Annotated in this window: 20 protein-coding genes; 3 read left to right on the forward strand and 17 right to left on the reverse strand. The window is 35.2% G+C overall.

Annotated elements, in window-relative coordinates; genetic code table 11:
* Window positions 1-87 precede the first annotated feature (87 nt).
* From EDF66_RS19140 to EDF66_RS19150, 3 genes are all read right to left on the reverse strand, one after another.
* A complete protein-coding gene (locus EDF66_RS19140; RefSeq protein ID WP_132769984.1) occupies window positions 88-918 on the reverse strand; it encodes a MotA/TolQ/ExbB proton channel family protein in 831 nt (276 codons plus the stop codon).
* Between the two features lie 468 nt (window positions 919-1,386).
* A complete protein-coding gene (locus EDF66_RS19145) occupies window positions 1,387-1,737 on the reverse strand; it encodes a translation initiation factor (protein ID WP_031288702.1) in 351 nt (116 codons plus the stop codon).
* Between the two features lie 8 nt (window positions 1,738-1,745).
* Window positions 1,746-2,624 carry a diacylglycerol/lipid kinase family protein gene (locus tag EDF66_RS19150; protein WP_132844369.1) on the reverse strand — a complete coding sequence of 293 codons (879 nt, stop codon included), beginning with the start codon at window positions 2,622-2,624 and terminating at the stop codon, window positions 1,746-1,748.
* A 312-nt stretch (window positions 2,625-2,936) separates the two neighbouring features.
* Here EDF66_RS19150 and metK point away from each other — a divergent pair, with 312 nt between their 5' ends.
* Window positions 2,937-4,190, forward strand: a complete 1,254-nt coding sequence (gene metK, locus EDF66_RS19155) for a methionine adenosyltransferase (protein WP_021190713.1) — start codon at window positions 2,937-2,939, stop codon at window positions 4,188-4,190.
* A 98-nt stretch (window positions 4,191-4,288) separates the two neighbouring features.
* On the opposite strand, the gene EDF66_RS19160 is transcribed toward metK, so the two are convergent.
* From EDF66_RS19160 to EDF66_RS19185, 6 genes are read right to left on the reverse strand one after another with little or no spacing between them, the layout of a single operon-like run.
* Entirely contained in the window at window positions 4,289-5,617 is a 1,329-nt protein-coding gene (locus EDF66_RS19160; protein WP_165902473.1) for a DUF58 domain-containing protein, read from the reverse strand.
* Complete coding sequence (locus EDF66_RS19165) at window positions 5,617-6,606, reverse strand: AAA family ATPase (protein WP_021190716.1); 990 nt, start codon at window positions 6,604-6,606, stop codon at window positions 5,617-5,619. Before EDF66_RS19165 ends, EDF66_RS19160 begins: the two co-directional genes overlap by 1 nt.
* Window positions 6,606-7,805 carry a DUF4350 domain-containing protein gene (locus tag EDF66_RS19170; protein ID WP_132844371.1) on the reverse strand — a complete coding sequence of 400 codons (1,200 nt, stop codon included), beginning with the start codon at window positions 7,803-7,805 and terminating at the stop codon, window positions 6,606-6,608. Before EDF66_RS19170 ends, EDF66_RS19165 begins: the two co-directional genes overlap by 1 nt.
* The gene (locus tag EDF66_RS19175) at window positions 7,802-8,596 is read right to left on the reverse strand and encodes a DUF4129 domain-containing protein (protein ID WP_132844373.1); all 795 of its coding nucleotides are present in this window, start codon (window positions 8,594-8,596) and stop codon (window positions 7,802-7,804) included. Before EDF66_RS19175 ends, EDF66_RS19170 begins: the two co-directional genes overlap by 4 nt.
* On the reverse strand, window positions 8,586-9,500 hold the full coding sequence (locus EDF66_RS19180; RefSeq protein ID WP_132844375.1) for an ABC transporter permease: 915 nt from the start codon (window positions 9,498-9,500) through the stop codon (window positions 8,586-8,588). Before EDF66_RS19180 ends, EDF66_RS19175 begins: the two co-directional genes overlap by 11 nt.
* Window positions 9,491-10,453: a stage II sporulation protein M gene (locus EDF66_RS19185; RefSeq protein ID WP_132844376.1), complete on the reverse strand. Its 963-nt coding sequence runs from the start codon at window positions 10,451-10,453 to the stop codon at window positions 9,491-9,493. Before EDF66_RS19185 ends, EDF66_RS19180 begins: the two co-directional genes overlap by 10 nt.
* A 33-nt stretch (window positions 10,454-10,486) precedes the next feature.
* Between EDF66_RS19185 and EDF66_RS19190 the strand changes: the two genes are divergently transcribed.
* Entirely contained in the window at window positions 10,487-11,212 is a 726-nt protein-coding gene (locus tag EDF66_RS19190; protein ID WP_132844378.1) for an RDD family protein, read from the forward strand.
* Window positions 11,213-11,257: 45 nt separating this feature from the next.
* Here EDF66_RS19190 and fabD read toward each other — a convergent pair whose 3' ends face one another.
* The 4 genes from fabD to EDF66_RS19210 all read right to left on the reverse strand — a co-directional run bounded on the left by fabD (window position 11,258) and on the right by EDF66_RS19210 (window position 17,002).
* Complete coding sequence (fabD, locus tag EDF66_RS19195; protein WP_132770002.1) at window positions 11,258-12,148, reverse strand: ACP S-malonyltransferase; 891 nt, start codon at window positions 12,146-12,148, stop codon at window positions 11,258-11,260.
* Window positions 12,149-12,332: 184 nt separating this feature from the next.
* Window positions 12,333-13,562, reverse strand: a complete 1,230-nt coding sequence (locus EDF66_RS19200) for a M16 family metallopeptidase (RefSeq protein WP_132844380.1) — start codon at window positions 13,560-13,562, stop codon at window positions 12,333-12,335.
* Between the two features lie 21 nt (window positions 13,563-13,583).
* Window positions 13,584-14,036, reverse strand: coding sequence for a GNAT family N-acetyltransferase (locus EDF66_RS19205; RefSeq protein WP_132844382.1), 453 nt, complete (start codon window positions 14,034-14,036; stop codon window positions 13,584-13,586).
* 161 nt (window positions 14,037-14,197) lie between these two features.
* A complete protein-coding gene (locus EDF66_RS19210) occupies window positions 14,198-17,002 on the reverse strand; it encodes an outer membrane beta-barrel protein (RefSeq protein ID WP_243656091.1) in 2,805 nt (934 codons plus the stop codon).
* Window positions 17,003-17,434: 432 nt separating this feature from the next.
* On the opposite strand from EDF66_RS19210, the gene EDF66_RS19215 reads away from it, so the two are divergent.
* The gene (locus EDF66_RS19215; protein WP_132844385.1) at window positions 17,435-18,031 is read left to right on the forward strand and encodes a ribonuclease HII; all 597 of its coding nucleotides are present in this window, start codon (window positions 17,435-17,437) and stop codon (window positions 18,029-18,031) included.
* 34 nt (window positions 18,032-18,065) lie between these two features.
* Here EDF66_RS19215 and EDF66_RS19220 read toward each other — a convergent pair whose 3' ends face one another.
* The 4 genes from EDF66_RS19220 to EDF66_RS19235 form a co-directional block, all read right to left on the reverse strand.
* Window positions 18,066-20,543, reverse strand: a complete 2,478-nt coding sequence (locus EDF66_RS19220; protein ID WP_132844387.1) for a YfhO family protein — start codon at window positions 20,541-20,543, stop codon at window positions 18,066-18,068.
* 93 nt (window positions 20,544-20,636) lie between these two features.
* Window positions 20,637-21,323, reverse strand: coding sequence for a potassium channel family protein (locus tag EDF66_RS19225; RefSeq protein ID WP_132770008.1), 687 nt, complete (start codon window positions 21,321-21,323; stop codon window positions 20,637-20,639).
* A gap of 10 nt (window positions 21,324-21,333) precedes the next feature.
* Window positions 21,334-23,121 (reverse strand): TrkH family potassium uptake protein, encoded by a 1,788-nt coding sequence (locus EDF66_RS19230; protein WP_243656092.1) that lies wholly within the window; start codon window positions 23,119-23,121, stop codon window positions 21,334-21,336.
* A gap of 79 nt (window positions 23,122-23,200) precedes the next feature.
* Entirely contained in the window at window positions 23,201-25,006 is a 1,806-nt protein-coding gene (locus tag EDF66_RS19235; protein ID WP_132844389.1) for a hypothetical protein, read from the reverse strand.
* Window positions 25,007-25,237 lie beyond the last annotated feature (231 nt).

The following is a 25,237-nucleotide window of genomic DNA, read 5'->3' on the forward strand; positions in this document are numbered from 1 at the left end:
TTATAAATTAATTATTCAATCTCTTTCTATATGATGCTAATGAAACAATTATTCCATAAAATAATTTTCAAAAACATCATATAATTACTATTTGTGGTTCGCAGCGTATGTTTGTACGATTGAGAATCCAGCTTCGTCGATTGAATAAGTTAATTTATCAATTTTAGCTGTTAAGATATTGTACATTACAATCGCAATTGTTGAAGTACCGATACCTGTCGCTGTATTGATTAGGGCCTCAGAAATACCGTTTGCTAATTTAGCTGAATCAGGAGTACCACCTGTTGCTAACGCACTGAAGGCCTTGATCATACCTGTTACTGTACCTAATAAACCTGTTAATGTACCGATAGAAACTAATGTAGCGATTACGTTTAAGTTTTTCTCTAACATCGGCATTTCTAATGCTGTTGTTTCTTCGATCTCTTTTTGAATTGCAATTGTTGCTTTCTCTGTATCTACAGCAGTATCAGCAGAAACTGACTTGTATTTTACTAAACCAGCTTTGATTACGTTTGCAACAGAACCTTTTTGTTTGTCACACTCAGCAATAGCTGAATCTAAATTACCGCCATTAATTAATACTTGTACTTTTCTTACGAAATTACCAACATTTCCTGTTCCAGAAGCTTTTCCAATTACAATGAAACGCTCAATAGAGAATACCCATACCATGAAGAATAAACCTAATAAAACCGGTACTACAGCACCTGCGTGATAAACCATTCCTAAATAGTTACCTGGTAAAGGTTGGTTCTCTGGATTATTATCAAGAAAGTTTGAAGGACTACCCATCACAAATTTCCATAAAAGGTAACCGAGAATGAAACAAATGATAATTGCAGCTTGTGCAAAGAAAGAACCTGAATTATTGCTCTCTTGTTTTGCAGCAGGACTTGTTTTAGGTGCGTTTGCCATTTTTCTAATTTTTTAGTTTTTTACTGTTGTTAAATATAATATGTTTTTTTTAATTATATGCTTGTTGTATGTATTCGTTTTAAAATTTGTCAAGCAAATATAGTCTTTTATGCCATATTTAAAATCTTAAAGCGAAATATATTAGAAATATAAAAGAGACTTTAAATTCCCTTTACAATTCCTTAATATTAAGTTATCACCTCAGCGGTTCCGACTTTCAATCTAATGCTACTAATCCCTTTTATCAGGAGAAAGCAATAAATTTTTTACAATGAAAACCATTTTTTTTTTGATATGCAAGAAAACAAACGATTTAATTGCAAATTCAAGTAACCGCTCACTCACCTATCTGCATCTATCAAAAAACTTTCAATCTATGTTTAAACGGATATTACTTATTAATTTTCAACCATTTACAACGCGCACCCCTGTTCAATATGACCTGTTTGGGGCTAAAATAATGGAATACTAACCTCCCACCAATTTTACTTTGTATCCTTCAGAAAGTAACAGATCAGCAACTTTCTGTTTAAAGTCTCCCTGTACAACTATTTCAGCATCTTTAGCACTTCCTCCAACACCGCATTTCTGTTTTAAAAATTTACATAACGCTTCCAGGTCTTCTTGTTTACCTTTAAATCCGGTAACGAGTGTGACAACTTTCCCTTTTCGCATCTTACGATCCAATTGAACTTTGAGCTGTTGCTGTTGATTAGGAAGTGTTTCTAGGTCCTCTAATAATTCTGAAAATTGATATTCAAAACTGTTATCTGTTGAATATACAACGCCTTCATACTGCTGTTTCTTATTTTTACTCATAACTTTTTTTAACAAATAACTTTCAATGCCTTAGGAATAATGCCAATATCAAGACTTGAACCCAAGTCAACTGGCTCACCATCAATGTGAACTACCGATTTTACAATCGCTTCAATCTTAATATTTCTTCCCGGAATTATTTCGACGTAGTCGGACTGATCCGCAGACTTATTAAACAAATGAAACAACATTTTTGGTAAAATATACATTGGAAATTGATGAACAATACACACATCTAATATCCCGTCATTAACAGATGCCTGTGGTGCGATGTAAGCGTTATTACCATATTGTGGTGAATTGGCGACAGAAATCATAAACGCTTTACGTTCGTATTCTTTACCATCAATCCATAGTTTATAGTCGCACGGTTTATATTTACTCAGTACGTTTATTGCCGATTTCAAATATCCCAAAGGCCCACGAATATTCTCATTAGCGAAATTCTCGCTAACGGATGCATCAAAACCTAATCCAGCAATATTAAAAAATTTTCGATTATTTATCGTGCCACAATCAACCTCTACAAATTCAAATCGATTTATGCGACGAATTGCAGCAGTCTCATTTAAGGGAATACCAAGATATAAGGCAAGCCCATTTCCTGAACCTTCAGGAACAATACCTAAGGGTATACCGCTCTCTGCTAATGCAGATCCTAACTCATTTATTGTTCCATCGCCTCCTACTGCTATTACTGCATCGTACTTTTCTTCAACAGCTCGCAAACCAATTTCGTACGCATGATTGGCGTAGGATGTCTCCTGAAAAGTAGGATCAAACTTTTGTAAATCAAGCACATCCAACACCTGCTTCTTAAAAGATGTTTTGCGCTTCCCTCCCGAAATCGGATTGATAACAAACAGTATTTGTTTACGTTTTCCCATAAATCAAATATACGCTTATTCACTAATTTCTTGAAACAATGTCAAAATTCTTAAATACCATTAAGATTGATCCAGCTATTTTAAACTATTCTACAAGAAATCTTTAAACTTAACAGAAAGTATTGTAGTTTTGTGTCGACAATAAAAAATGTGGACTGATTTGCGTAGTATATTCTTAATGAGAATATAACAGGAGATTGCAACCACAGTAAAAAAGTGCTAAAACCATCATATAGCAAGGCTATTTAGTACTTTTCTATTGAAACAACCTCTCCTCGCAAATCCTTATAATATAATATTAAAAAAGGTAATATGGCTTACTTATTTACGTCCGAATCTGTTTCAGAAGGACATCCAGACAAAATTGCTGATCAAATCTCAGATGCACTGATTGACAATTTTTTAGCTTGGGACGAAGATGCACGCGTTGCAATCGAAACTTTGGTAACAACGGGACAGGTTGTACTTGCAGGTGAAGTGAAATCAAAAATATATTTAGATGTTCAAAAAATAACACGTGCAGTTATAGAGCGCATTGGTTATACCAAGTCTGAATATATGTTTGAAGCAAATTCATGTGGTGTATTATCTGCGATCCATGAACAATCGGCAGATATTAATCAGGGTGTAGACCGTAAGGCAAAGCAAGATCAAGGTGCCGGCGATCAAGGAATCATGTTTGGATATGCAAGCAATGAAACGGATAACTATATGCCCCTGGCCTTAGATTTATCGCATCGCTTACTGTATGAATTAGCGGCATTACGTCGTGAAAATAAGGAAATTACTTATTTACGCCCTGATGCTAAATCACAAGTAACGTTAGAATATACGGAAGATCATAAACCAGCACGTATCGACACCATCGTGATCTCTACACAACACGATGATTTTTCATCAGAAGAAGAGATGCGTGAAAAAATTACAGCTGATATTAAAAATATCTTAATCCCAAGGGTTAAAGCACAATTAAAACCAGAACTGCAAGAATTATTTAATGGTGATATCAAGTTTCATATTAACCCAACAGGAAAATTTGTTATTGGTGGACCACATGGTGACACAGGTTTGACAGGTCGCAAAATTATTGTTGATACCTACGGTGGTAAAGGTGCACATGGAGGTGGAGCTTTTTCAGGAAAAGATCCGTCAAAAGTAGACCGTTCTGCTGCCTATGCAACACGTCACATTGCTAAAAACTTAGTTGCCGCAGGTATTGCAGATGAAATTTTAGTTCAGATTTCTTATGCGATTGGTGTAAAAGATCCAATGGGAATTTATGTCAATACCTATGGAACAAGCAAAGTGGAATTAAACGACAGTCAAATTGCCGATAAAATCACTGAAATTTTTGACATGACTCCTTACGGTATTGAAACCAGATTAGGCCTAAGAAACCCAATCTATTCGGAAACTGCAGCATATGGACATATGGGTAGAACCCCTAAAACTGTAACGAAAGAATTTGAAAATTCTAACGGTGATAAAAAAACAGTTGAAGTTGAGCTATTTACTTGGGAAAAACTGGATTTTATTGATAAGGTAAAGACAGCTTTTGGTTTATAGTCATTTAACTGAATTCCACGCATAAACACAGCAGGCTCATCATATGATGGGCCTGCTGTGTTTTTATGATATGGTAGTTTAATATCTCCACAGACAGATTAGATAAGACCTCGTGCTTTAATCTCTAAGTATTTGTTAATCGAATTAATGGTTAGATTTTCTGGTGCCGTATAAATTGTTTGAATTCCGTTTCTATGCAATTCTTGAATAATGAGATTTTTCTCATAAATGAATTTCTCAGCAATAATTTGGTTATATATTTCAATCGTCCTGTGCGGCGAGCTTTTCGCGAGTTCATCCAATTCTGTATTTTGAAATACAATAACCACTAAGATATGGGAACGATTGAGCATTTTTAAATAAGCCAACTGCCTATTTAGAGCATCCAAAGTTTCGAAATTTGTGTAAATAAAGATAAGAGAACGTTTATTAATATGTTTATTCGCGTAAGTATATAAATTGCCAAATTCAGACTCTTGAAATTCGGTTTGAATATGATAGAGTGCCTCTGAAATCCGCATCATTTGATTATTACGTTTCTCTGCAACAACCTGATTACCGATCTCTTTTGAAAAAGTAAGCATCCCTGCACGATCATGTTTCAAAATAGCCGCATTTGATAAAACTAAAGTAGCATTAATGGCATAATCCAATAATGTCATCTCTTCAAACGGCATACGCATCGCTCGTCCAGTATCAATGAAACTATAAATGGGTTGTGATTTTTCTTCTTCAAATTGATTTATCATCAATTTCTTAACTTTGGCTGAAGCCTTCCAATTCATCCTTCTGTAATCATCTCCTTGCACATAATCACGCACATGATCAAACTCCATGGCTGCACCAATTCTTCGAATACGCTTAACACCCATTTCATTCAACCTGTTGGTCGTGGCTAAAAGCTGATATTTACGTAATTGAATAAAAGAAGGATAACATGGAATGCTTAAGGTATCATTTGTTGCAAACCTTCTTTCAAAAAAACCCAAAAAACGAGCCATAGCACAACATTTTCCAAAAGAATAAATACCCCGACGTGTCAATTTCAGACTATAATGAATTTCCTTTTCTAAGAAAGGGGATAATGTAATTTCAAAATCTTTATCTCGAACCTGTAATTCCACTGGAAATTCTTCTAATATACGAACGAATATCCGACGGGGATACCGACTTTCGGCTCTGATAATAAGTGGGTTTTCGTCACCATTAGAAAATTTTTCTGGATAATTCCTTATCACAGAAACACTCCCTTTGCCAGAAAACAAGAATATCAAATCCCAGATCATCACGGCAGTTAAGATCCAAAAAAGAATAGCTACAGGAATAAACAACACTTTCACAAAAAATGAAATAACAAAAAATGTTGCTATGGTCAGCAGACCATAAAAAAATCGATTTGTGAAATACAGTTGTTTAAGCTTCTTCATTATCTCGGAATTTCTATACTAGCGATGATTTGATCAATAATGTAATCTGTTGTGAAACCTTCCATTTCCTTCTCAGGAGTCAGCATAACACGGTGTCCTAAAACGGCAAAAGCAACTTTTTTAATATCTTCAGGGGTGACAAAATCACGACCATTTAGTGCCGCTGAAGCTTTAGCAGATTCCAAAATAGCAATTGAAGCTCGAGGTGATGCACCTAATGTCAAATTAGGATTGTTTCTGGTCTTAGAGATTAAATGAGCGATATAAACCAAAATTTCATCATGTACATATATGGATTTGATCAAACGCTGAAAATCAGCAATTTCTTGCGAAGACACGACCTGTTGAACCAACGCTTCTTTATCTTGCGCCTTTTGTAAGTGATGCTCCTTTAAAATCAACAACTCCTGTTCTTGATCAGGGTAATGAACATCTATTTTAAAAAGAAAACGATCTAATTGTGCCTCTGGAAGTCGATAAGTTCCTTCGTGCTCAATTGGATTTTGTGTTGCAAATACAATAAACGGGGTCGGTAAAAAATAAGTTTCCCCATCAACTGTCACCTGGCGTTCGGCCATAGATTCAAATAAAGATGCCTGAGTTTTGGCAGGAGCACGATTTATTTCATCAATTAAGATGATATTCGCAAAAATAGGTCCTCTCTTAAAAATAAATTCATTCGTCTTTAAATCCAAAATAGAAGAACCTGTGACATCTGAAGGCATTAAATCGGGTGTAAACTGGATCCGTTTGAAATCACTAGCAATTGTTTTTGAAACCAATTTCGCAGATAATGTTTTCGCCACTCCAGGCAAACCTTCAATCAAAGAGTGACCTGATGCTAGGATCGAAATCAATAGCATATCCAAGAGTTGATCCTGACCAACAATCACTTTCTTTACTTCAGCTTTTACAGCTGCCATTTTATCATATAGAACCGTCAAATCTAACCGATTCTCAAAGGGCATATATTTTTCAAATTCACTCATTACATTTCTGCTTTAACTTTAAATTCTTCTATTTTAGTATTGACATTTCTTAAATCTTGCTCTGTAAAATGACTTCCTTTTTGGCATTCTGTTATCAATTGAATCATTTCTGCTGTTATTTCTTTTGAGACACCAGAGCGTTGAGACAAGTTCTCTAAAAATTCTTCTTCATGAATAAGCAATGTATCAACATGAAATTTTTTGCGAATATCATGTAAAAAATAATCAATCTTTTTGTGAACCATATTTTCCGGAGAACCATTTTCATAATATAATGTTGCAATGGTTTCACAGAACTGCTTAGACAAATTAGGTTCTGGAAGAACTGTTTTAACAGCGCGCTGCTCTCTTCTGCTCTTAAAAATTAAAAACAATAATAAGCTGACTAGCAGTAAATACCATGCTTGTCTCAATCCCATATGATTTAACAGAACACGAAGTGGTGTTTTCGATTCATTATATTTACTCTTAAAATCATACCACCCAATAGTCTGTCCATCCAAATAGCTAAAAGCTCTGGCGACATATTGATATTGCTTTTGATTGTTCAACAAATAATAATTACCAAATAACTCGGGTGTAATATTTAGCATGATGCTCCCTTTACCTATTTTCAAAGAAATAAAGTTCGGCAACAAATGTTCCTTATAGCGCAAACCACCTAAGATCGTTGCAGACTTTGGTAGTTTGGTGAACGAATAATCCAAAGTACTCTTATTAAAAGAAATAGGTATCCCATCTTGGGTAAGCTCAACTTTTATTTCTTCCTCAATATCATCTTGATTATCATAGAAGTATTCATAATCAACCTGTAACGTATCTAATAATTTTTGATTGATCTGCTCGGCAGCAATAAAAACTTTGCCGCCATTTGTCGCGAATTTTAATATGCGATTATTAACAGCATCACCAAGGTCAAACGCTTCTGAAATAAACAACAGCTGTTCTTTTGGAGCATTAAGTCTATTGTCTGATTCAAAGTAGGTAAATAGATCTTCTTTAATATCGATAACCTTCGCCTGTTTGTCAAACATATGTGGAAGCTCTTCATGGGTCACATAAAGTCCGAAGGGATTTTTATCTTTTTGATCAAATGTTCTGTCCCAAATAATAGGTTTCTTACTCGTTAGATCAATGATACCAATTGCACCAAATACAATTGTAAAAATAAATACGCTAAATTTTAACGAGCCTTTCATGAGATTTTAGATTGAAAATTTTTAAAATCTTGTTGATAACGCTCAAAATCGGCAGCAGTTAAATTAAAATCACCAAACCAAACATATTCAAACACCCGCGTGCATTTAATAAACTCATTTTTTAAAACTGAGTCTGAAATTTCATTTGCAAAATCATTATTTGTTTTACTATACTTCCACTTGATCACATGAGCATGTGCTAGTTTTTGAATATTTAACAATTGCATATAACGAATAGCGAGTGTATAATTTCTATCCTTAATCGAATCAACGAGATAGGGCTTTAAATCAGTATTCATCAAATTCTTCTCTACACACCCCAAATTTTGAACACCCTCTGTTTCAGGCTCTTTATTGTCTTTTCTGAAGAAGCTATCCCTTGAATAAATTAATTTATAAAAGATATAAATCAATACCGCTAAACCTAATATTCCTAAGAAATAGAAAAACTCTTCATTATAATTAAAAGAAGAATTTGGCATCAAACTGCTTAGCCAACGATTGAAACGGGTCATTAAACGATCAAAAAAACCAATTTTATCTTTAATATTCTCAGAATAGATAAACTCTTCGGATTGATAGCGATCCAAGACACTTTTATAATCTGTAATCGTTACTGTAGCAGCACGATTATCTTTCGGAATTTCCTGAAACAAATTCTTGTTCCAAATATCGACGCGACTTTGCTTTAATGTATCTATACTCGGCATAGCCATACGCATAGAGTCTTTATTTGCATAGCTAGCTGTCGTGAAAAATAAAAGAATAACAAAAAAATATCTATTCATCATTTTTCCCTCCCAAATTTGCAATCATCGCATAGATACGATCGCCATATTTAAAATCTTTCGCCGTTTCGTAGATGATCCCATTTGCCAGAACACCTCCCATATATAAAAAAATTGTCAGAAGAGTTACAAGGAGCGCTCCTATGGTCATTAACATTTTCCCAAAAGATCCATCGAAAAAAGAGCTATCAAATTCTAAGAAATTATAGGAAATTAGTCCGATGATTAATCCTGGAATGAAAGTTAACATCATCATGACTACTTGAAAAATGAAACTAACAATATAAGTGGCAATACCATATTGAACAATATTCTTTCGAATGACATTAAATGTCTCTAAAAAAGTCGTCGTCAAAGAAAAATATCCTTCCCGATAAAACAAGAACGAGCAGAAAAACCACAATCCAATTATTGAAAATAAGATTCCAATCGCAAAGCTGCCAAACAAAGGAATAAACATGAGAATAATCATAGCTATTCCCGCGGGAATACCAATTATTACGACGACCAACAAAGACGCGAAGAAAAACTTCACGTACATACCGATGTGGTTTCGAAATGCGTTCAATAAATCTCGACCTGTAAAGTCCGTATTTTTTTGATTCTTCAATAAAATAAAATATTCGATGCAGATACCGTAAATGTATAATCCTAATAATAGGATAGTAACACACAGAAGACTTACCCATAAGTACACGTTAAGATCTTCAAAGGAATCACTTTCGGATGAAAATGTAATTTTTGTAGATAAATAGTAATAGAGGATTGTCGTGATACTCAAGGGTATAATAGAAACACTAAAAACTGTTCCGACAAAATGACCCAAAACAATTTTTAACAAATCGATAAAACTCTGTAAAAAATCGCCAATTTTACGTTCCTTCTGAAATTCGAAATTTATTTCCATTGATTGATTTTAGCTAATTGAAAAGGACGTAGAATATAATAATATAAAATCATCACCAATGTAATTATTATGATCAGCAAGCACATGGTCATAGAAATATGATAGTAACGGGTAACAAACCCCTCTAATGTACCAGCAAGTATAAAAAATGGAATTGTACTCGCTAAAACCTTCATTGATAATTTTGCCGCTCGAATAAAGGCTTCCATTCTACTATATGATTTTGGGAACAAGAAACTATTACCTAACATTAAACCACAACCTCCTGCTATGATAATAACAGAAATTTCTATAGTTCCGTGTATCCAAATGGCAGACATCGCCTTTTGTAAAACCCCGTATTCATAAAACATATAATGAAATGCACCTAACATGATACCGTTAGAGAAAAGAATATAACCCGTTCCCACACTAAAAAAAACACCAAACGTAAAAGCTAAAAAAGCTACCCTTACATTATTAATGGTGATCGCTAGTGCAGATCCAAAATTATTCCCTGATGCATAAATGGCAGCAGGATCCCCTTTTCGGATATTATCAATGGACTGATCGACATAGGCATCTCCTAAAATTAACCGCACAAAATTTTCATCATAGTGAGCAGACAAAAACCCAATAATGCTCGCCAAAAGAAAAATCAAAAAAGAAAACAACAACGGTCGCCGCATTTGCCAAACAGCATAAGGTATTTCATATGAAAAAAAATGCTTAAGTTTATTTTCAGAAGCTTTCTGATCTTTATATATTTTTTGATGTGCTAAAATGGCCAACTCATTTAAATAATCTTTTGTCCTACTTTCTGGATAGAAAGTTTGTGCATAGGCTAAGTCATTGGTGAGTTCAATATAATTTGACGCCAGTTCATCGGGATTAACATCAACATGAATGGATAAATTATTTTCAATTGACAACCATTTTTCCTTATTTCGCTCGATGAATGATGCTTCTCTCATGAATATAAATTTTAAACCGGCTATTTCAAATATATGAATAAACTATTAATAAGTACTCCACAGAACGTAAAAATAGAATACAATTTAGCGTCATTAGGTTCTAGAATTATTGCTTTTGCTATTGATTACTTTATTATTCTTGTTTATTATATCTTAATAATTGTCATTCTTGACTCTTTCCATATTAATATGAAGGATTCCTGGTTATTCTTTGGTATTCTATCATTATTGTCACTTCCCGCTCTCTTCTATCCTCTTGTTATGGAAACCGCAATGGCAGGACAAAGCATAGGAAAGAAAATCATGAAAATTAAAGTGGTTAAGATCGACGGAACCCGTGCCAACTTTTATCAATATTTTGCCCGTTGGACATTTTCTCTGGTTGATATCTGGATGTGTATGGGCGGGATTGCAATTACTTCAATTGCCCTATCCAAATATGGACAACGTATTGGCGATTTATCCGCTGAGACATCTGTCATCAGTTTAAAAGCAAAATTAAACCTACAACAGACAATCTTTGAGGATGTCCCATCAGAAAAAGACATTATCTTTCCGCAAGTAATTAAGTTGAGCGATCAAGATGCAAATAAGGTAAAGGAGATTTACGATGGCGCTGTCAGAAGGAAAGACTACAATATTCTTTTAGCCCTTACTCAGAAACTAGAAAACATTCTGGATGTTAAATCCACTATGCATCCTAATGATTTTGTTAATCAAGTCATGAAAGATCATTATATCTTATTCCGTAATAAATAGAAAAAGTCGCCTATGGGCGACTTTTTCTATTTATTATCCAAGTAATTACTCCGCAATACTTGCTGCAGAAGTCTGTACCTGACGGTTTACCTTTTTCACCAAACCTTGTAACACATTGCCCGGACCTACTTCGACAAAAGCTTCTGCTCCGTCCGCTAACATATTTTGAACTGTTTGAGTCCAACGTACGGCGCCAGTTAACTGTGCGATCAAATTCTCTTTTATTGTTGCTGCATCTGTATATGGCTTTGCATCCACATTTTGATAAACAGGACAAATCGGCGTGTTAATTTCAACCGCTTCGATTGCTGCCTGTAACTCAACTTTAGCCGGCTCCATCAATGGCGAGTGAAAAGCACCGCCAACATTTAATTTCAAAGCACGTTTAGCTCCAGCCTCTGTCAAAAGCGCACAAGCTTTATCCACTCCGGCGATAGAGCCAGAAATTACTAATTGACCTGGACAATTATAATTAGCGGCAACCACTACATCATCTACTTTTGCACAAATATCCTCCACAACAGCATCTTCAAGACCTAAAATCGCAGCCATAGTGGAAGGCTCCAATTCACAAGCTTTTTGCATCGCGTTAGCACGTTGTGACACTAATTTCAATCCATCCTCAAAAGACAAAGCTCCCGCTGATACTAAAGCAGAAAACTCACCTAAAGAATGACCTGCAACCATATCGGGTTGAAATTGATCTCCCAAAGCTTTCGCTAAAATCACTGAATGTAAGAAAATCGCTGGTTGAGTAACATTGGTCTGTTTCAGCTGCTCATCAGTTCCTGCAAACATAATATCGGTTATACGAAACCCTAATATATCGTTTGCTTTTTCAAATAAAGCTTTTGTTTCTTCATTCAGATTATACAGGTCCTGCCCCATTCCTACGAATTGAGCGCCTTGACCAGGAAATACATATGCTGTTTTCATATTTAAAATTATCTGTTCTAATGCACAAACTTAGATAAATTGTCTTTTATATACAATATCATAAAGTCAATATCAGAAGCTGTACGCTTTACCTCTACTTTAATATTTAATTCATGAAATCGTCTACAGTCAATCCGTCTATGCATCTTTTAAATTCCTGTATGGAATAAAAAAAAATTAAACACTAAGATTCAGGAACAAAACTCAACGATGTCATGCGAGCGGGATCTAAAATCTCCCGTGATGTTTCCAATAATTCTGTCGTTGAAATCGCTTTTATTTTATCAATAATAACATCCAGTTCAATGATCTGGTTGTAGTCCATCACATTCTTTGCCGCAGCAATGATCATGCTCATTCTATTTTCCTCTGAAAGTGCAATTTGACCGATAAATTTGCGTTTTGCTTTCTGAAGCTGTACAGCACTCATCTCCTTTTCACAAAATTTATTAAGCTCCCTAAAAACAAGTTTTTTTGCTTTCTCTATCTTTTCTTCATCTGTTCCCAAATAAATACTAAATAAGCCCGAATCTGAAAACATGGTATAATTTGATTCGATGGTATACGCTATTCCATATTTTTCACGAATAGAAAGGTTCAATATCGAACTCATCCCCATTCCTCCCAGCATATTGTTTAATAACAATAAACCTGTTTTTCGGTCGTCTCTAAAACTATATGCATGAGCACCGACCATATAATGGACCTGATTAATTGGTTTAGGAATCTCGACATGCGATACGGGAACCGCAACAACATCATTCCTCTCCCGTTGAATTTTATTTTCAGCAACGGATGCGAAAATTTTATTGGCAAGTCTTTCGACCTGTTTAACCGTATAATTTCCTGTAATCGAAATCACGATTTCATTTGTATCGTAATTTGACTGAATAAAATCATGAATATCGCTTTTTGTAAGTGCCAACAATTGATCCTCAAGACCGAGTATATTATGCCCCAAACCAGCTCCTTTGAATAATAGATCTTCAAAATCATCTACAATAGATTCTTCAGGACTGTCCAGATAAGAAGCCATTTCATCGACAATAACTGATTTCTCTTTATCTAATTCCTCCTCAGGAAAAGTCGAATGAAAAAAGATGTCCTCAAATAGATCTAAAGCTTTATCCAAATAGGGAGTCAAAAATGATGCATGAACACACGTATATTCTTTTGTCGTATAGGCATTAAGATCTCCACCAACAGCTTCCAAATGGTTTAAAATCTGATTCGTACTTCTACGTTCAGTTCTTTTAAAAAGTAGGTGCTCAATAAAATGTGCAACGCCAAATTTACCTTCTTTTTCATCTCTTGATCCTGCATTGATTAACATACAAGCATGTGTAATCGGTAGGTTTTGCGGTTGAAAAACCACACGGATACCATTGGATAAGCGTATTATTTCGTATTCCATATATTAATTTGGAGATTCTATTTAATTATTTTTAATGCCATATCGCATTATATTTCTAGGATGAAAACCAAAACCTTGACTTTCATATAATTTTTGTGCCGGTAAGTTATGCGGTTCAACCTCTAGCAGAACCAATTTACACCCCTTGTCCTGAACATATTCTTTGACAAACTCAACAGCCTTTTTACCTAAACCTTTGCCTCTTGCATCAGCATTTAAATATAATTCGTCCAGCAAAGCTACCGTTCCCTTAAATTCAAAGCTAAAGAAATAAACAACAATAATATACCCCAGGACTAAATCATTTTCTTTAATTAGCCAAGACTGCCCTAACTTTTCATCGTCAAGAAAAATTTTAAAATTTTCTCGGCTTACAATAGGATCGATATCATATCCATCAATTGCATAAAAATCTTGCATCATAGCAACAATGATATCAATATTTTCAGACGTTAATTTTTCAAATGTGATCATAATGCATTCGTTTAGTGGCAAAAATAACTAAATAAAAACAGTCGAATTCTATAACAGCCGAAAAATGACGTGGATGGGATAGATCACCAAACAAAAAATGGTCCTGATCTTACGATCAGAACCATTTTATCCACTTGTTTTTCGATAGGTAGGTGGTAAGCTTACATGCGAGGCGGGCGCATGCCTCCATGACCGCCACCATCTCCTGTCGGAGAGCCTAATGCAAATTTTTCAAATTTATATGTCAAAGTCAGCATAAAATAACGAGCTAAACGATTAGTACGGCTATCCGCAATAAGAGACTCATTTAAAGTTCTTGTGATATTTGTCTGCTGATTTAATAAATCAAATGCCTGTAAACGCAGAGTAGCCCGGTTATCCTTTAGGAATTTTTGCTCAACATAAGTATTGATAATAAATGGATTTGAATTTACTGCAAAACCATTATTAAAGGTTTTAGAGATATCAACGCCATATATTAAAGAAGGAGTAATATTTACAGAACCAATTAATGTCGGCGTCCATGAACTTACACTTGTTTTAATATTTGTTAAGGAGTTATGTGTATAATCATATCTATATCTTATGCCTGGATTTATTTCAAGCTTTTCAGAAGGATTGTAGCGAAACATCAACCCTTGATTAAAAACCCAATTACTCGACACATTTTTATCTCCAAATAGTGCTAACGAATCTTCCGAAATATAACTAATATTCTTATTATAGCTAATCCCGCCCATTAACATCAAATTATAAGTTTTTTCCTTTAGGGATTTACCATAATGGTAAAAGGAATTAAATCCATATGTCGGATCTTCTGTTGCATTTAAATAATATGTTTCTTGAATCATACCGATTCCTTGTCTTAGGAATCGCTTTCTAAAAGTTACAATTTTATCATTTGTTAGATTTGCATTTAGCATTGCAAAAAAAGATTTCCCTTTCTGAAAGTCTCCATTTCTAAATCGCATGTTCATTTGATGTGTAAATTGTGGTACTAGATCCGCATTACCAATGATTGAACTTGTCTCATATGTACTAATGTCAAAAGGCAAAATTTGGGAAACCGTAGGCTCTGTACTAGAACCTGAATAATTTATGCTCAGATTACTTTGACGCGAAAATTTATATTCAAATCGAGCAATAGGCATAATATTAAACGCATTACGATGTATTGGCTCATGTATAGCAGAACTGTAAGCATCGCCCCTTAATTGAGAAGGTTGCACAGCTGCTCCAATCGAATATTTTACTTTATCATTATTAAAAGAGTAATTAGCTCCCACACGATGAGTAGTAAAAGAATAATCGTAATCGTAGTCAAAATTTAATTTCGGTTTATTTAATATTAGTTCTCCAAATTCATCAAAAGCTGACTGGCTATTCTTATTATCATACGTATTTCTATTAAAATCATACGTTAATTCGATTTTACCATACTCACTTACAGGTTCAGTATAATTAACGGATGCTCCACCATTCCAACTTTTATTGTTAGCTTCCTGTATTGCTTGTTGGTATAATGAATCCATAGATGCTGTTGGGTCTGTTTCATTAGCAGTTAAACGTTCCAAAATATTTTCTTGATCTTTTTTCGTAGCAGAGCTATTTAAGTTCATATTGAAGAAAATATTTCTGCCTTTTTCATTCAGTTTACGATTGTATAATCCACTAATAGCAAATCTAGGGGCTGTAGAAGTTGAATTAATTCGCTCATCTTCAGAATAATTAAAAACATCTCCAAAATAAGTTGATGATTGGGAGGAACTAGTAACATCTCTTTTATCATAACCGATTTGAGGCGTTATCTTAATAAAATCATTTACTGAGGGCTTCCATTCGATATTAGATTCAAATCGATGACTACCTGTTACGGTATTTGAATTTGAATTAATTTTATCAATTTGATTTCCACTTTTTAGAATATATTCATTAACCGTTTGCGAAGTCGTGTTATTGTCATCGCGTCCAAAACTATAACTTCCATATACGGTAAGCTTATCATTAAAGTCACGTCGGAAATTGGCTCCTATAGAACCTGTATTGGTTAATCCAGTAGTATTACCTCCAAAACTACCCCTTCGTCCACCACCGCCTTGCTGACGGCGAGCTCCTCCTCCGGTTGCACTGAAATCAAACAAAGGAGCATTAATATTATTCATATTTCCTAATATGGATAACATGGCGCCTTCTTTCATGCCTGTCCACATACCGGTAGCTTGATAACGGTCTTCTGTCCCATAGCCAGCACGTAAAGTTGCCATTTGCCCTTTATTATATTTGGGATCAATCTGGATATTCAAAACTTTCTCCGAATCACCATTTTTGTTACCTGTTATATTGGCCATATCTCCATAGTCATCAACGATCTGCATCTTCTCAATGATATTGGCAGGAAGATTCTGTGTTGCAGTTTTAACGTCCCCACCAAAGAAATCTTTACCGTTAATACGTACACGTTTCACGGATTCACCTTGAGCAGTTACGTTACCGTCTTTATCCACCTCAACTCCCTGTAATTTCTTCAACGCATCTTCGGCCACAGATCCATCTCGTAATTTTAGATCCTTCATGGTATATTCTAATGTATCACCTTTAACAACAATAGTCGGCACACCATCAATAACCACTTCTTCCAATAATTCTGAGGCCGGCTTTAATGTAAAGCTTGGAATAATATATTTACTTTCTCCTTCCGGATAGGTAAACTCTTGCTCAAATCTTTCAAAACCTAAGTTTGAAACAGAAATTTTAAACTTACTCGCCTTTACATTATTAAAAATAAATATACCGGCAATCGAAGAACTGGTTACTAGGGAATCTTGATCTGAAATCAATTTTACTGAAGCTCCAGCGACAACACGAATCTTGTCATCTTTCAACATCCCTTGAACGGATTTCGTCTGTCCTTGAGCAACCCAGCTCAATAACATACTGCAAAATAAAAGGAAAGTAATCCTCATCATATACATCTTTTTGTAATTATCGGTTCTTATTCTGTGTGGATAATCCCACCAAGTTCAAATAGATCAACCCAATCTTCCCATTCATCTCATGATACGCAGTACTGCATCTTTCTAACATAAAGAATAGAGCCAACAGGTAAACAACGATCGTATACAGCACAGAGTTATATTCACTTGATACTTATACAAAAGAAGAAAATAGTAGTGTTAATAAACGTAAAACCTAAATTTTAACATAATAGTTACAATAAAATCTAATTTCACAACAGTTGGCGGGCTAATAAAAACTTTAAAAAAATGAATCAAAGTATAAAAAATCGTGTTCATTTTGTTCAAAAAATCAAATACCACAATTCATATATAAAGCTACTATAAACACATCCTTTTGCTATTAATAATATATTGTATTTTTGCTACTTAAAAATAAATAAAATGCTATTATCATATTTTCAAGATGAGTTTATAGAGGCGGGTTGTGATGAGGCTGGTAGAGGTTGTTTGGCGGGACCAGTTTTTGCTGCTGCAGTAATTTTTCCCAAAGACTACCATCATGAAGTATTAAATGACTCTAAGCAACTTAGTGCAAAAAAAAGAATGCAGTTGCGCAGTATTATAGAGGAGGAGGCTTTAGCATATGCAGTAGCTAGCGTTTCCGCAGAAGAGATTGATCGGATAAATATTCATAATGCCTCTTATGTAGCCATGCATCGAGCTCTGGATCAATTAAAATTAAAAGCCGAGTACATTTTAGTCGATGGTAATAAATTTATTCCCTATCAGGAAATCCCCCATAATTGCATTGTTAAAGGTGACGGTAAATATTTATCTATTGCGGCAGCATCCATTTTAGCTAAAACGTACCGTGATGACTATATGGACAATATTGCAAAAGATTATCCTGAGTATGATTGGTTAAACAATAAGGGTTACCCTACCGTCAAGCACAGAAGTGCGGTACTTGCCAGAGGAATAACACCACATCATAGAAAAACCTTTAGAATAACTGATCCACAGCTCAAATTATTCTAAAGGTTTTTAAAAAATATTTTTAGCAACAATCTTTTTAGATTGTTGCTTTTTTATTCTTTTTGATTGAAAAATAAATTGCGACAGCAATCCCTAATCCTAAAATTATAGACGCAATTAATGTCAATATATTACCGAGCTTATGAGATGCCGGATCGAAAATAAACTCGACCTTATGATTCCCACCTGGTAATTGTAATGCTCTCAGAATATAGTCAGCACGTATAATTGGCACCTCTTTACCGTCAACAAAAGCCTTCCAGCCTTTTTCATAATACACCTCAGAGAATACAGCAAATGCATCTGTAGGAGTAGAATATTCATAAACCATTTTATCAGGATGGTAAGAAGTCAGCTTTATAGATGCATTAACGGGCAAACCTAAACGTTTACCGTCAAATTTATCTTTAAATTCTTCACTAACAAAAGCCTCTTTTGAAGGACTGAAACTACCGATCGCCTGCATCTCTTGCGCATTGTCTTTAACAAATGTTACTTGATCAACAAACCAGGCATTTCCAGCAGCAGAACTTCTACGTTGTATCCGTTGCCCCTTTTGTTCATCTCCTGTAATGACATAACGGACATTAAACATATCCAACACGTCTTCGTTTATAGCTCCATTAAATTGGTTTTCCAAAATCTCCTGAAACCGCATCAATTTCGCAGCATGGTAACCACCTAAAGATTTATGATAATATGACGCACGGGCATCTGAAAATGGATTTGTGGTTAAATCAATGACACGGTAACTCAAATCCTTGTCCATACGAATCAATTGATCTACCTCTCGCTCTTGAAAAGCCTGACCTGTTACCATGCGTTTCTCTACAAAAGATTTGTCGTTTAAAAAGCGCTTATCGACACTCCAGAGATCAAACAGAAAAACAACCGCCAATCCAATAATCAAAACATTTGCAGAAAGCTTCTTCTTAATAAAAAACCATACCGCTAAAAAGGTAATCAAAACGATGGCAAAAGAACGATAAGCATCTGCACTGGCCACTGCTGAACGATCTTTTATTAAACTATTTGCCAACTGATTTGCTATTGTTGGATCACCAACAACTTTCTGGGTGAAAGTCTCAACAAGCTGTGCGTGTTCTTTATTTTTAAAATTTAAAAATAGATCGGGAACAAAAGCAACAAGCAAACAAATACCCCCTAATCCAATAAAAGTATACAGTACTTTTTTATCCAATTTTTCGATTTTATCAGCCTTTGTGATCAACTCGTTTAACGTTAACACCGCCATCAATGGAATCAAGATTGCCGCGATAACCAATATCGACTCGACCGCTCTGAACTTATTGTACATCGGGAAGTAGTCAAAGAATAAGTCTGAAACCAATGTAAAATTCTTTCCAAACGACAGCAATAAAATAAGGACAGTTGTTGTAAGAATCCACCATTTTAGTCTATTGTTAACAATAAATAGACCTAAAATGAAAAGAAACAATACACCTGCTCCAAAATACCAGGGGCCAGATGTAAAAGGTTTGTCTCCCCAATAAACAGGCATTCCACCTGCAAATTCTGCAGCTTGAGCACTACTCATTTGTGCCCCAAAAGTAGACTGCAAAAACTTTGCGACATTAGACTTTTCATCCAAAATACCTCTCTGACCACCTCCATACGCATTCGGAATCAAAAATGTCAATGTTTCTCCTACACCTTGGCTCCATTCGTAAGCATATTGTTTATCTAATCCCTTTTCTTTCGAGGCATCCACTTTAGTAATATTGGCGTGACCACGTGTACTTAATTTACTGTACTCATAAGTCGGAATTAAAATAGAAGCATTCACTAAAATAGCGACAATTACTGCAGCCAACTGTAAACCCGAAGCAATAAAAAACTCCTTGATCTTTTTATCACGAATGGCGTATACCAAGGCAAAGATTACATAAACCATCAATGCGATAAGCATATAATAGGTCATTTGCAAATGGTTGACACGGATCTCAAGAGCCATAAATAAGGCCAACAGAACAGGGCCCCAAACTCTGCTCCCTCTAAAGCACATGATCACCGCTCCTATGACAGCAGGAATAAAAGCAATAGCATACGCTTTTGTGACGTGTCCAGCTTCGATATAAATAAAATTATAAGATGTAAACGCAATAGCAATAGCACCTAAAGCGGCTAGCCATGGTCGAACACGTAATACACTCAATAAGAAATACCCCCCCAATAAATAAAATAAAACGATATCAATGGGTTGTGGAAAAACGGTTTTGACCGCCGCTAAGATATAGGTTCCAATATTATTTTCACTTGCAGACCAGATTTGATAAGTGGGCATGCCACCAAACATTGAATTTGTCCACAACGGAGCTTTTCCATCTTGAGCTTTATAATCGAACATTTCCTTCTGTGCAGCTTGAGCCTGCACAACATCACTTTGTGCCAAAGTCTGCCCTTGCCACACTGGAGTAAAATAAAAGAATACAAGCGCTACAAAAATCGCTATCACGATAAGATGTGCTGAATTTTCCTTAAACCAATTTTTCATTTATATTATTAGGTTATTAAAACTTACGAAAACCAAAAATATACATTTGATTTTACAATTTATATTATTTTCCAAACCCAAGACTTATTTCTCCTATTCCCCTTTTTGGATAAGCTTATTAATATTGGACAATTCACCAAAAAGAACCAATATATCCCCTTCTTCCAATAATGTTTCCGAAGTCGCTATACCCGAAGCCTCCTTAATTTCTTTCTTTTTGATGCTATCTTTTACCTCGGTTATCTTGAGTGTTGTCATGACAATCACTTTAAAAAGATTAGTTAGGTTAGCTTCACGAAGGGTCATTCCAACATATTTTGATGGAACTTTTGTCTCAATAATACTGTATTTTTCAGATACTTTGAATGAATCTACAATATCAATATTGTCCAAACGCATCGCTAGCCTTTCTGCAGCCTCTTCCTCTGGCATAATGTATTCGGCGATTTCCATTGCTTCAAGCACTGTTTTCTGAAGGTCCGAAACAATTCTTCCTATGATTCGCTTTACTTTTAATTGTTTCATTAAAGCTACTGTTAGCAATGAAGCTCCTTCATCCTCTCCAATAGCAATAATAACTGCATGGCAGTCCTTAAGCGGTAAAGATGATACTGCCTCCCGGTCTGTAGTATCCAGACAAACCGTATGTGTTACTTTATCTTTTAATTGCTCAACAATAATCAGACTTTTATCCGCCCCGATCACCTCATGCCCCAATTCTGTCAAATGAACTGCAAGTGATCGTCCAAAATGCCCTAGTCCTAAAACGATATATTTCATACAAATTCGATTAATAGAGTATCTTTTCCTCTGGAAAAGTGTAATTTCTTCGTGTTATATTTTTAATAAAAGCCACCAATAATGTCAACGTACCGACACGACCGACAAACATCGTCATCATTACAATAAATTTACCTGCAACACTCAAAGATGGTGTAATTCCCAAGCTCAGCCCACAGGTTGTATAAGCAGATACTGCCTCAAATAACAATGCTTTAAAACTCTTATCAGGATCTGAAAAAACCAGCAGCATAAAACTCACACCGATCGTAAATAGCGACAATAAAATAATGGCAAATGCTTTATGTACAGATTCGCCTGCGATCCGTCTTTTAAAAAGTTCAATATGCTCCTTTCCTCTTGCCAAAGCAATGATATTCATTATAGACACCGCAATGGTCGTAACTTTAACACCACCACCTGTGGAACCAGGAGATGCTCCTACCCACATGAGTAGAATAATTAACAGGACTGTGGGCATGGATACAAATGAGAGATCAACACTATTAAATCCAGCCGAACGCGAAGCATTAGCCATAAAAAATGAGGTGATCCATTCGCCCATCTGCCCCTGTTCCAAAGAAAGAGTCGTGTTTCGCTCTAACAGAAAAAAGAATACTGTTGCCAACACAACGACAACCGCATTACACGCGAGCACTAATTTTGAATTAAAACTGAAGTTCCAAGCTTTATGCTTATAATTCTTCTTCGTCACCAACCGATGATACCAGTAAATACAAGAATCTTTTACATAGGAATAAATATTCAGTACGATCCCAAAACCCAATCCACCTAGTATAAATAATACAGACAGAGCCAATTGGAAGTTGTAATTAAATTTATAGCCATCATTGGTGATTCCATCCGTTAGGATCGAAAAACCAGCATTACAAAAAGAAGATACAGAATGAAAAATAGCGAAAAACACCTGATTTCCCAGAGAAGGAAAAAGAGCTGCATCTAGCGTGCTAAAGATTAATAAAGCACCGAGAAGTTCAAATAATAATGTAATAAAAATTATCGTGAGAAGTGTTTTAACCACCGATCCCACTTTATTTTCACCAAGAATTTCGCCAAACATCAATTGATTCTTGAACGAAAAACCACCTGAAAAGAAGTATCCGAAAAAACCGGTAAAAGTCATAATTCCCAATCCACCAATCTGGATCAACACCAGAATAATTGTTTGTCCAAAGAGCGAAAAGTTAGTTGAAATATCTGTCACCGATAGTCCCGTAATACATACAGCACTTGTCGCCATAAATAATGCATCAATAAAACTCAAAGGGGCTTCTATTGTTGTTCGGGGCAACATCAACAAAACAGTACCGATAAGAATCAATGCAAAAAAACTGATAACAAATAAAATCGTAGGATTAAAATAGAAGTTATCAAAAAACAAGGTACTCTTGGAAAGCTCTGCAATAAACACCAGATAAATACCCAGATAGATCCACTGATCTTTACCGAAAAGATCAACCGCGGGGACACTTGCAAATCGCGCTATTATAATTAAAGCAAAATAGCTTAGGATCACCAGCCCCGAATAATGTTCTACTTCAACTCTTTTCAACGCAAAAATAGAAGAAGCTGTACGAAGTCCCGTCATGATGAACAAAACATAGAACATCGCATTGATGATATGATCGAGTAGGTTTGCAAGATCTGGATCCCTTACATAGCCTACATTGAAAATAACAGCAAAAGCACAGATCATGCTGACATAAAACATGATTTGATCTACAATGCCATTCTTATACTTAAAAACGAATTTTAAAAAACTCAATATTGACCCCATCTGTCACAAACATACTGATAACTTAGGAAAAACAGAAGTTCCTGACCCGATGATCATATTTCACGTGAAACCCTCTTTTTTATTCGGCGACTTTGCTTTCTTCGTCACCTTTTTTCTTCTTAAAAAGCTTCGATACGAAGCTTTTCGTTTTACCAACAACGGTATTGGCTTTCTCTACCGTATGTTGTGCGCGGTCAGCAGTACGCATTAATTTAGCTTCCCGCTCCTTGCTAAGCCCCACACATTGCTTTATTCCATCCAATAGACTTTGCCAAAGGGTCTTAAAAAAAGTATGGTCAGCATGCCTATGCCAATTAACCTTTCCAATAATATATTCTCCAGAAAGGTTTGGATTACTACCGTTAACCAAAAGTTCATTCACCAGTAAAGAGATAAAACCTTTTCTTTTAACAGTTCCATCTTCTTTCTTTTCTAAAATGGTGATTTTTAGATCATCATAATCAAAATTAAACTTTCCCCAATTTCTGTGATCGGTTGCTTCCATATCAAAAGCTATTTTTTTGATATTTCCAGAGGCTAATTCTACATTTAAAAGCGGTTTTAAAATTTTATTAAAGGCAGGTGCCTGCATTGCTCCTACTGTTCCTTTATACGTATGAAAACCTGTTTTCGATGTCATATCAAATCCGAATAAAACATGTAAACGCCCGCTATTCATCACTTTTGTCAGAACATCAACACGCATCCACTTATTTTTGGCCAGACTTGAAACATCATTGGTCATGTTACTAATGGTCGCATAACTCTTATCAAAGGTAATCTTCCCGACCTGGTTGTATTTATCGCTTAACTCCGAATAGCTTATATCAGCATTTTGCACCAATACCGTATCTATTGCTAATTGCGTTTTCATATGCATTAATGCTTGATGCGGAGATCTTCCAACTTTATTTACAGGTGTTGATTTATAATGCTTGTCCGAATAAATATCCAGGAGCCCATTTTTCAGTTGCGCTTTTGCGGCATAGATCTTCTTATTACGCAACAAACTATTAAAATCAAAAGATTCAAAACGGACCGTGTCGAATTTCATGACAACATAGCTACCTCCTTTACCCTTTGCCTTATAATAGGCCGACTTACCCAAAATAGGTTGGTAAGCCACCTTCGTCAACATGATATTACGATCCCTGGTATTGATTTTTAGTTGATCAAAATCAACCTTATAAAATCCATCAGGAGTTTTATAAGTAAATGCAGGAACCTCTATATCAACCATTTTGGTATGATAGAAACGTGTCGCATCGGAAATTGATGTTGAGTCGACCAAAACATCCTGAATCTGTATATTGACTTTCTTGATCTCAAAATCTTGGTAGATGCTTTTTTGAATCTGCGAATATTTAAAATTGACCTTATTCAAATCGATTCCGGTTATGCGGATTCTTTTAAGGGTATTCTTTATTTTATCGTATAAGGGTTTACTCTTTTCTGTAGATGCTGTATCATTATAAGAATGATACTTATTGATCATATGGACACTTGGGGTATCTAAAACGACATTCTTTAGATAAAGCTCTTTATTCAGCAGCATATCCCGTATAGAGAAATTACGAAATTTTAATTTGGCGACTTCGATTTGAAAACGATTATCAGGAGCTTTATTTATTCCTTCTAGTCGCGCATAAACATTGCTGTCCGAGCGTAAAACCAGATTGCTTATCGTTACATTTCCTAAAGCAAGATTAATATCCAAGTCATCATAATCAACCGTGTACAAACTATCGGTCGATGCGAGCACTATTTCTCTGAATTTTTGGTCAACAATTGGCTTCCAATGCACACTAAAGTACCAAACAACCCCACCAAGCACAATCAACAGTATTACGAAAATACCGATTATCCATTTCCAAACAGCCTTCATGTAAAACGCGCTCCTCTTTTAGTAAATTTATTTGGTTATTTTTATCTTATACAAAACAACTTATTAATACTTTTGTTTGATTTTCAATAAAAGTAGATTAGTAACGATTCTTTCACTTGGTCCCAAATTCATGACACCATATAAAATAAAACTGTTCTTCTGTATCTCGCTTAGTATAATATTACACATTTCCTGTCAAAAAAAAGAACCCTCAGTAGGCTTTTATTATTG

It is taken from the genome of Sphingobacterium sp. JUb20, from assembly GCF_004342035.1.
Lineage (GTDB): Bacteria > Bacteroidota > Bacteroidia > Sphingobacteriales > Sphingobacteriaceae > Sphingobacterium > Sphingobacterium anhuiense.

Excerpts from the sequence above, each read along its gene's own strand:
- EDF66_RS19180 (WP_132844375.1), bottom strand. The coding sequence starts at position 9,500 with ATGGAAATAAATTTCGAATTTCAGAAGGAACGTAAAATTGGCGATTTT.
- EDF66_RS19190 (WP_132844378.1), top strand. The coding sequence starts at position 10,487 with ATGAATAAACTATTAATAAGTACTCCACAGAACGTAAAAATAGAATAC.
- EDF66_RS19230 (WP_243656092.1), bottom strand. The coding sequence starts at position 23,121 with ATGGGGTCAATATTGAGTTTTTTAAAATTCGTTTTTAAGTATAAGAAT.
- EDF66_RS19160 (WP_165902473.1), bottom strand. The coding sequence starts at position 5,617 with ATGAAGAAGCTTAAACAACTGTATTTCACAAATCGATTTTTTTATGGT.
- metK (WP_021190713.1), top strand. The coding sequence starts at position 2,937 with ATGGCTTACTTATTTACGTCCGAATCTGTTTCAGAAGGACATCCAGAC.
- EDF66_RS19185 (WP_132844376.1), bottom strand. The coding sequence starts at position 10,453 with ATGAGAGAAGCATCATTCATCGAGCGAAATAAGGAAAAATGGTTGTCA.
- EDF66_RS19220 (WP_132844387.1), bottom strand. The coding sequence starts at position 20,543 with ATGAAAAATTGGTTTAAGGAAAATTCAGCACATCTTATCGTGATAGCG.
- EDF66_RS19225 (WP_132770008.1), bottom strand. The coding sequence starts at position 21,323 with ATGAAATATATCGTTTTAGGACTAGGGCATTTTGGACGATCACTTGCA.
- EDF66_RS19170 (WP_132844371.1), bottom strand. The coding sequence starts at position 7,805 with ATGAAAGGCTCGTTAAAATTTAGCGTATTTATTTTTACAATTGTATTT.
- EDF66_RS19165 (WP_021190716.1), bottom strand. The coding sequence starts at position 6,606 with ATGAGTGAATTTGAAAAATATATGCCCTTTGAGAATCGGTTAGATTTG.
- EDF66_RS19140 (WP_132769984.1), bottom strand. The coding sequence starts at position 918 with ATGGCAAACGCACCTAAAACAAGTCCTGCTGCAAAACAAGAGAGCAAT.
- EDF66_RS19150 (WP_132844369.1), bottom strand. The coding sequence starts at position 2,624 with ATGGGAAAACGTAAACAAATACTGTTTGTTATCAATCCGATTTCGGGA.
- EDF66_RS19235 (WP_132844389.1), bottom strand. The coding sequence starts at position 25,006 with ATGAAGGCTGTTTGGAAATGGATAATCGGTATTTTCGTAATACTGTTG.
- EDF66_RS19215 (WP_132844385.1), top strand. The coding sequence starts at position 17,435 with ATGCTATTATCATATTTTCAAGATGAGTTTATAGAGGCGGGTTGTGAT.
- EDF66_RS19175 (WP_132844373.1), bottom strand. The coding sequence starts at position 8,596 with ATGATGAATAGATATTTTTTTGTTATTCTTTTATTTTTCACGACAGCT.
- fabD (WP_132770002.1), bottom strand. The coding sequence starts at position 12,148 with ATGAAAACAGCATATGTATTTCCTGGTCAAGGCGCTCAATTCGTAGGA.
- EDF66_RS19145 (WP_031288702.1), bottom strand. The coding sequence starts at position 1,737 with ATGAGTAAAAATAAGAAACAGCAGTATGAAGGCGTTGTATATTCAACA.
- EDF66_RS19200 (WP_132844380.1), bottom strand. The coding sequence starts at position 13,562 with ATGGAATACGAAATAATACGCTTATCCAATGGTATCCGTGTGGTTTTT.
- EDF66_RS19205 (WP_132844382.1), bottom strand. The coding sequence starts at position 14,036 with ATGATCACATTTGAAAAATTAACGTCTGAAAATATTGATATCATTGTT.
- EDF66_RS19210 (WP_243656091.1), bottom strand. The coding sequence starts at position 17,002 with ATGATGAGGATTACTTTCCTTTTATTTTGCAGTATGTTATTGAGCTGG.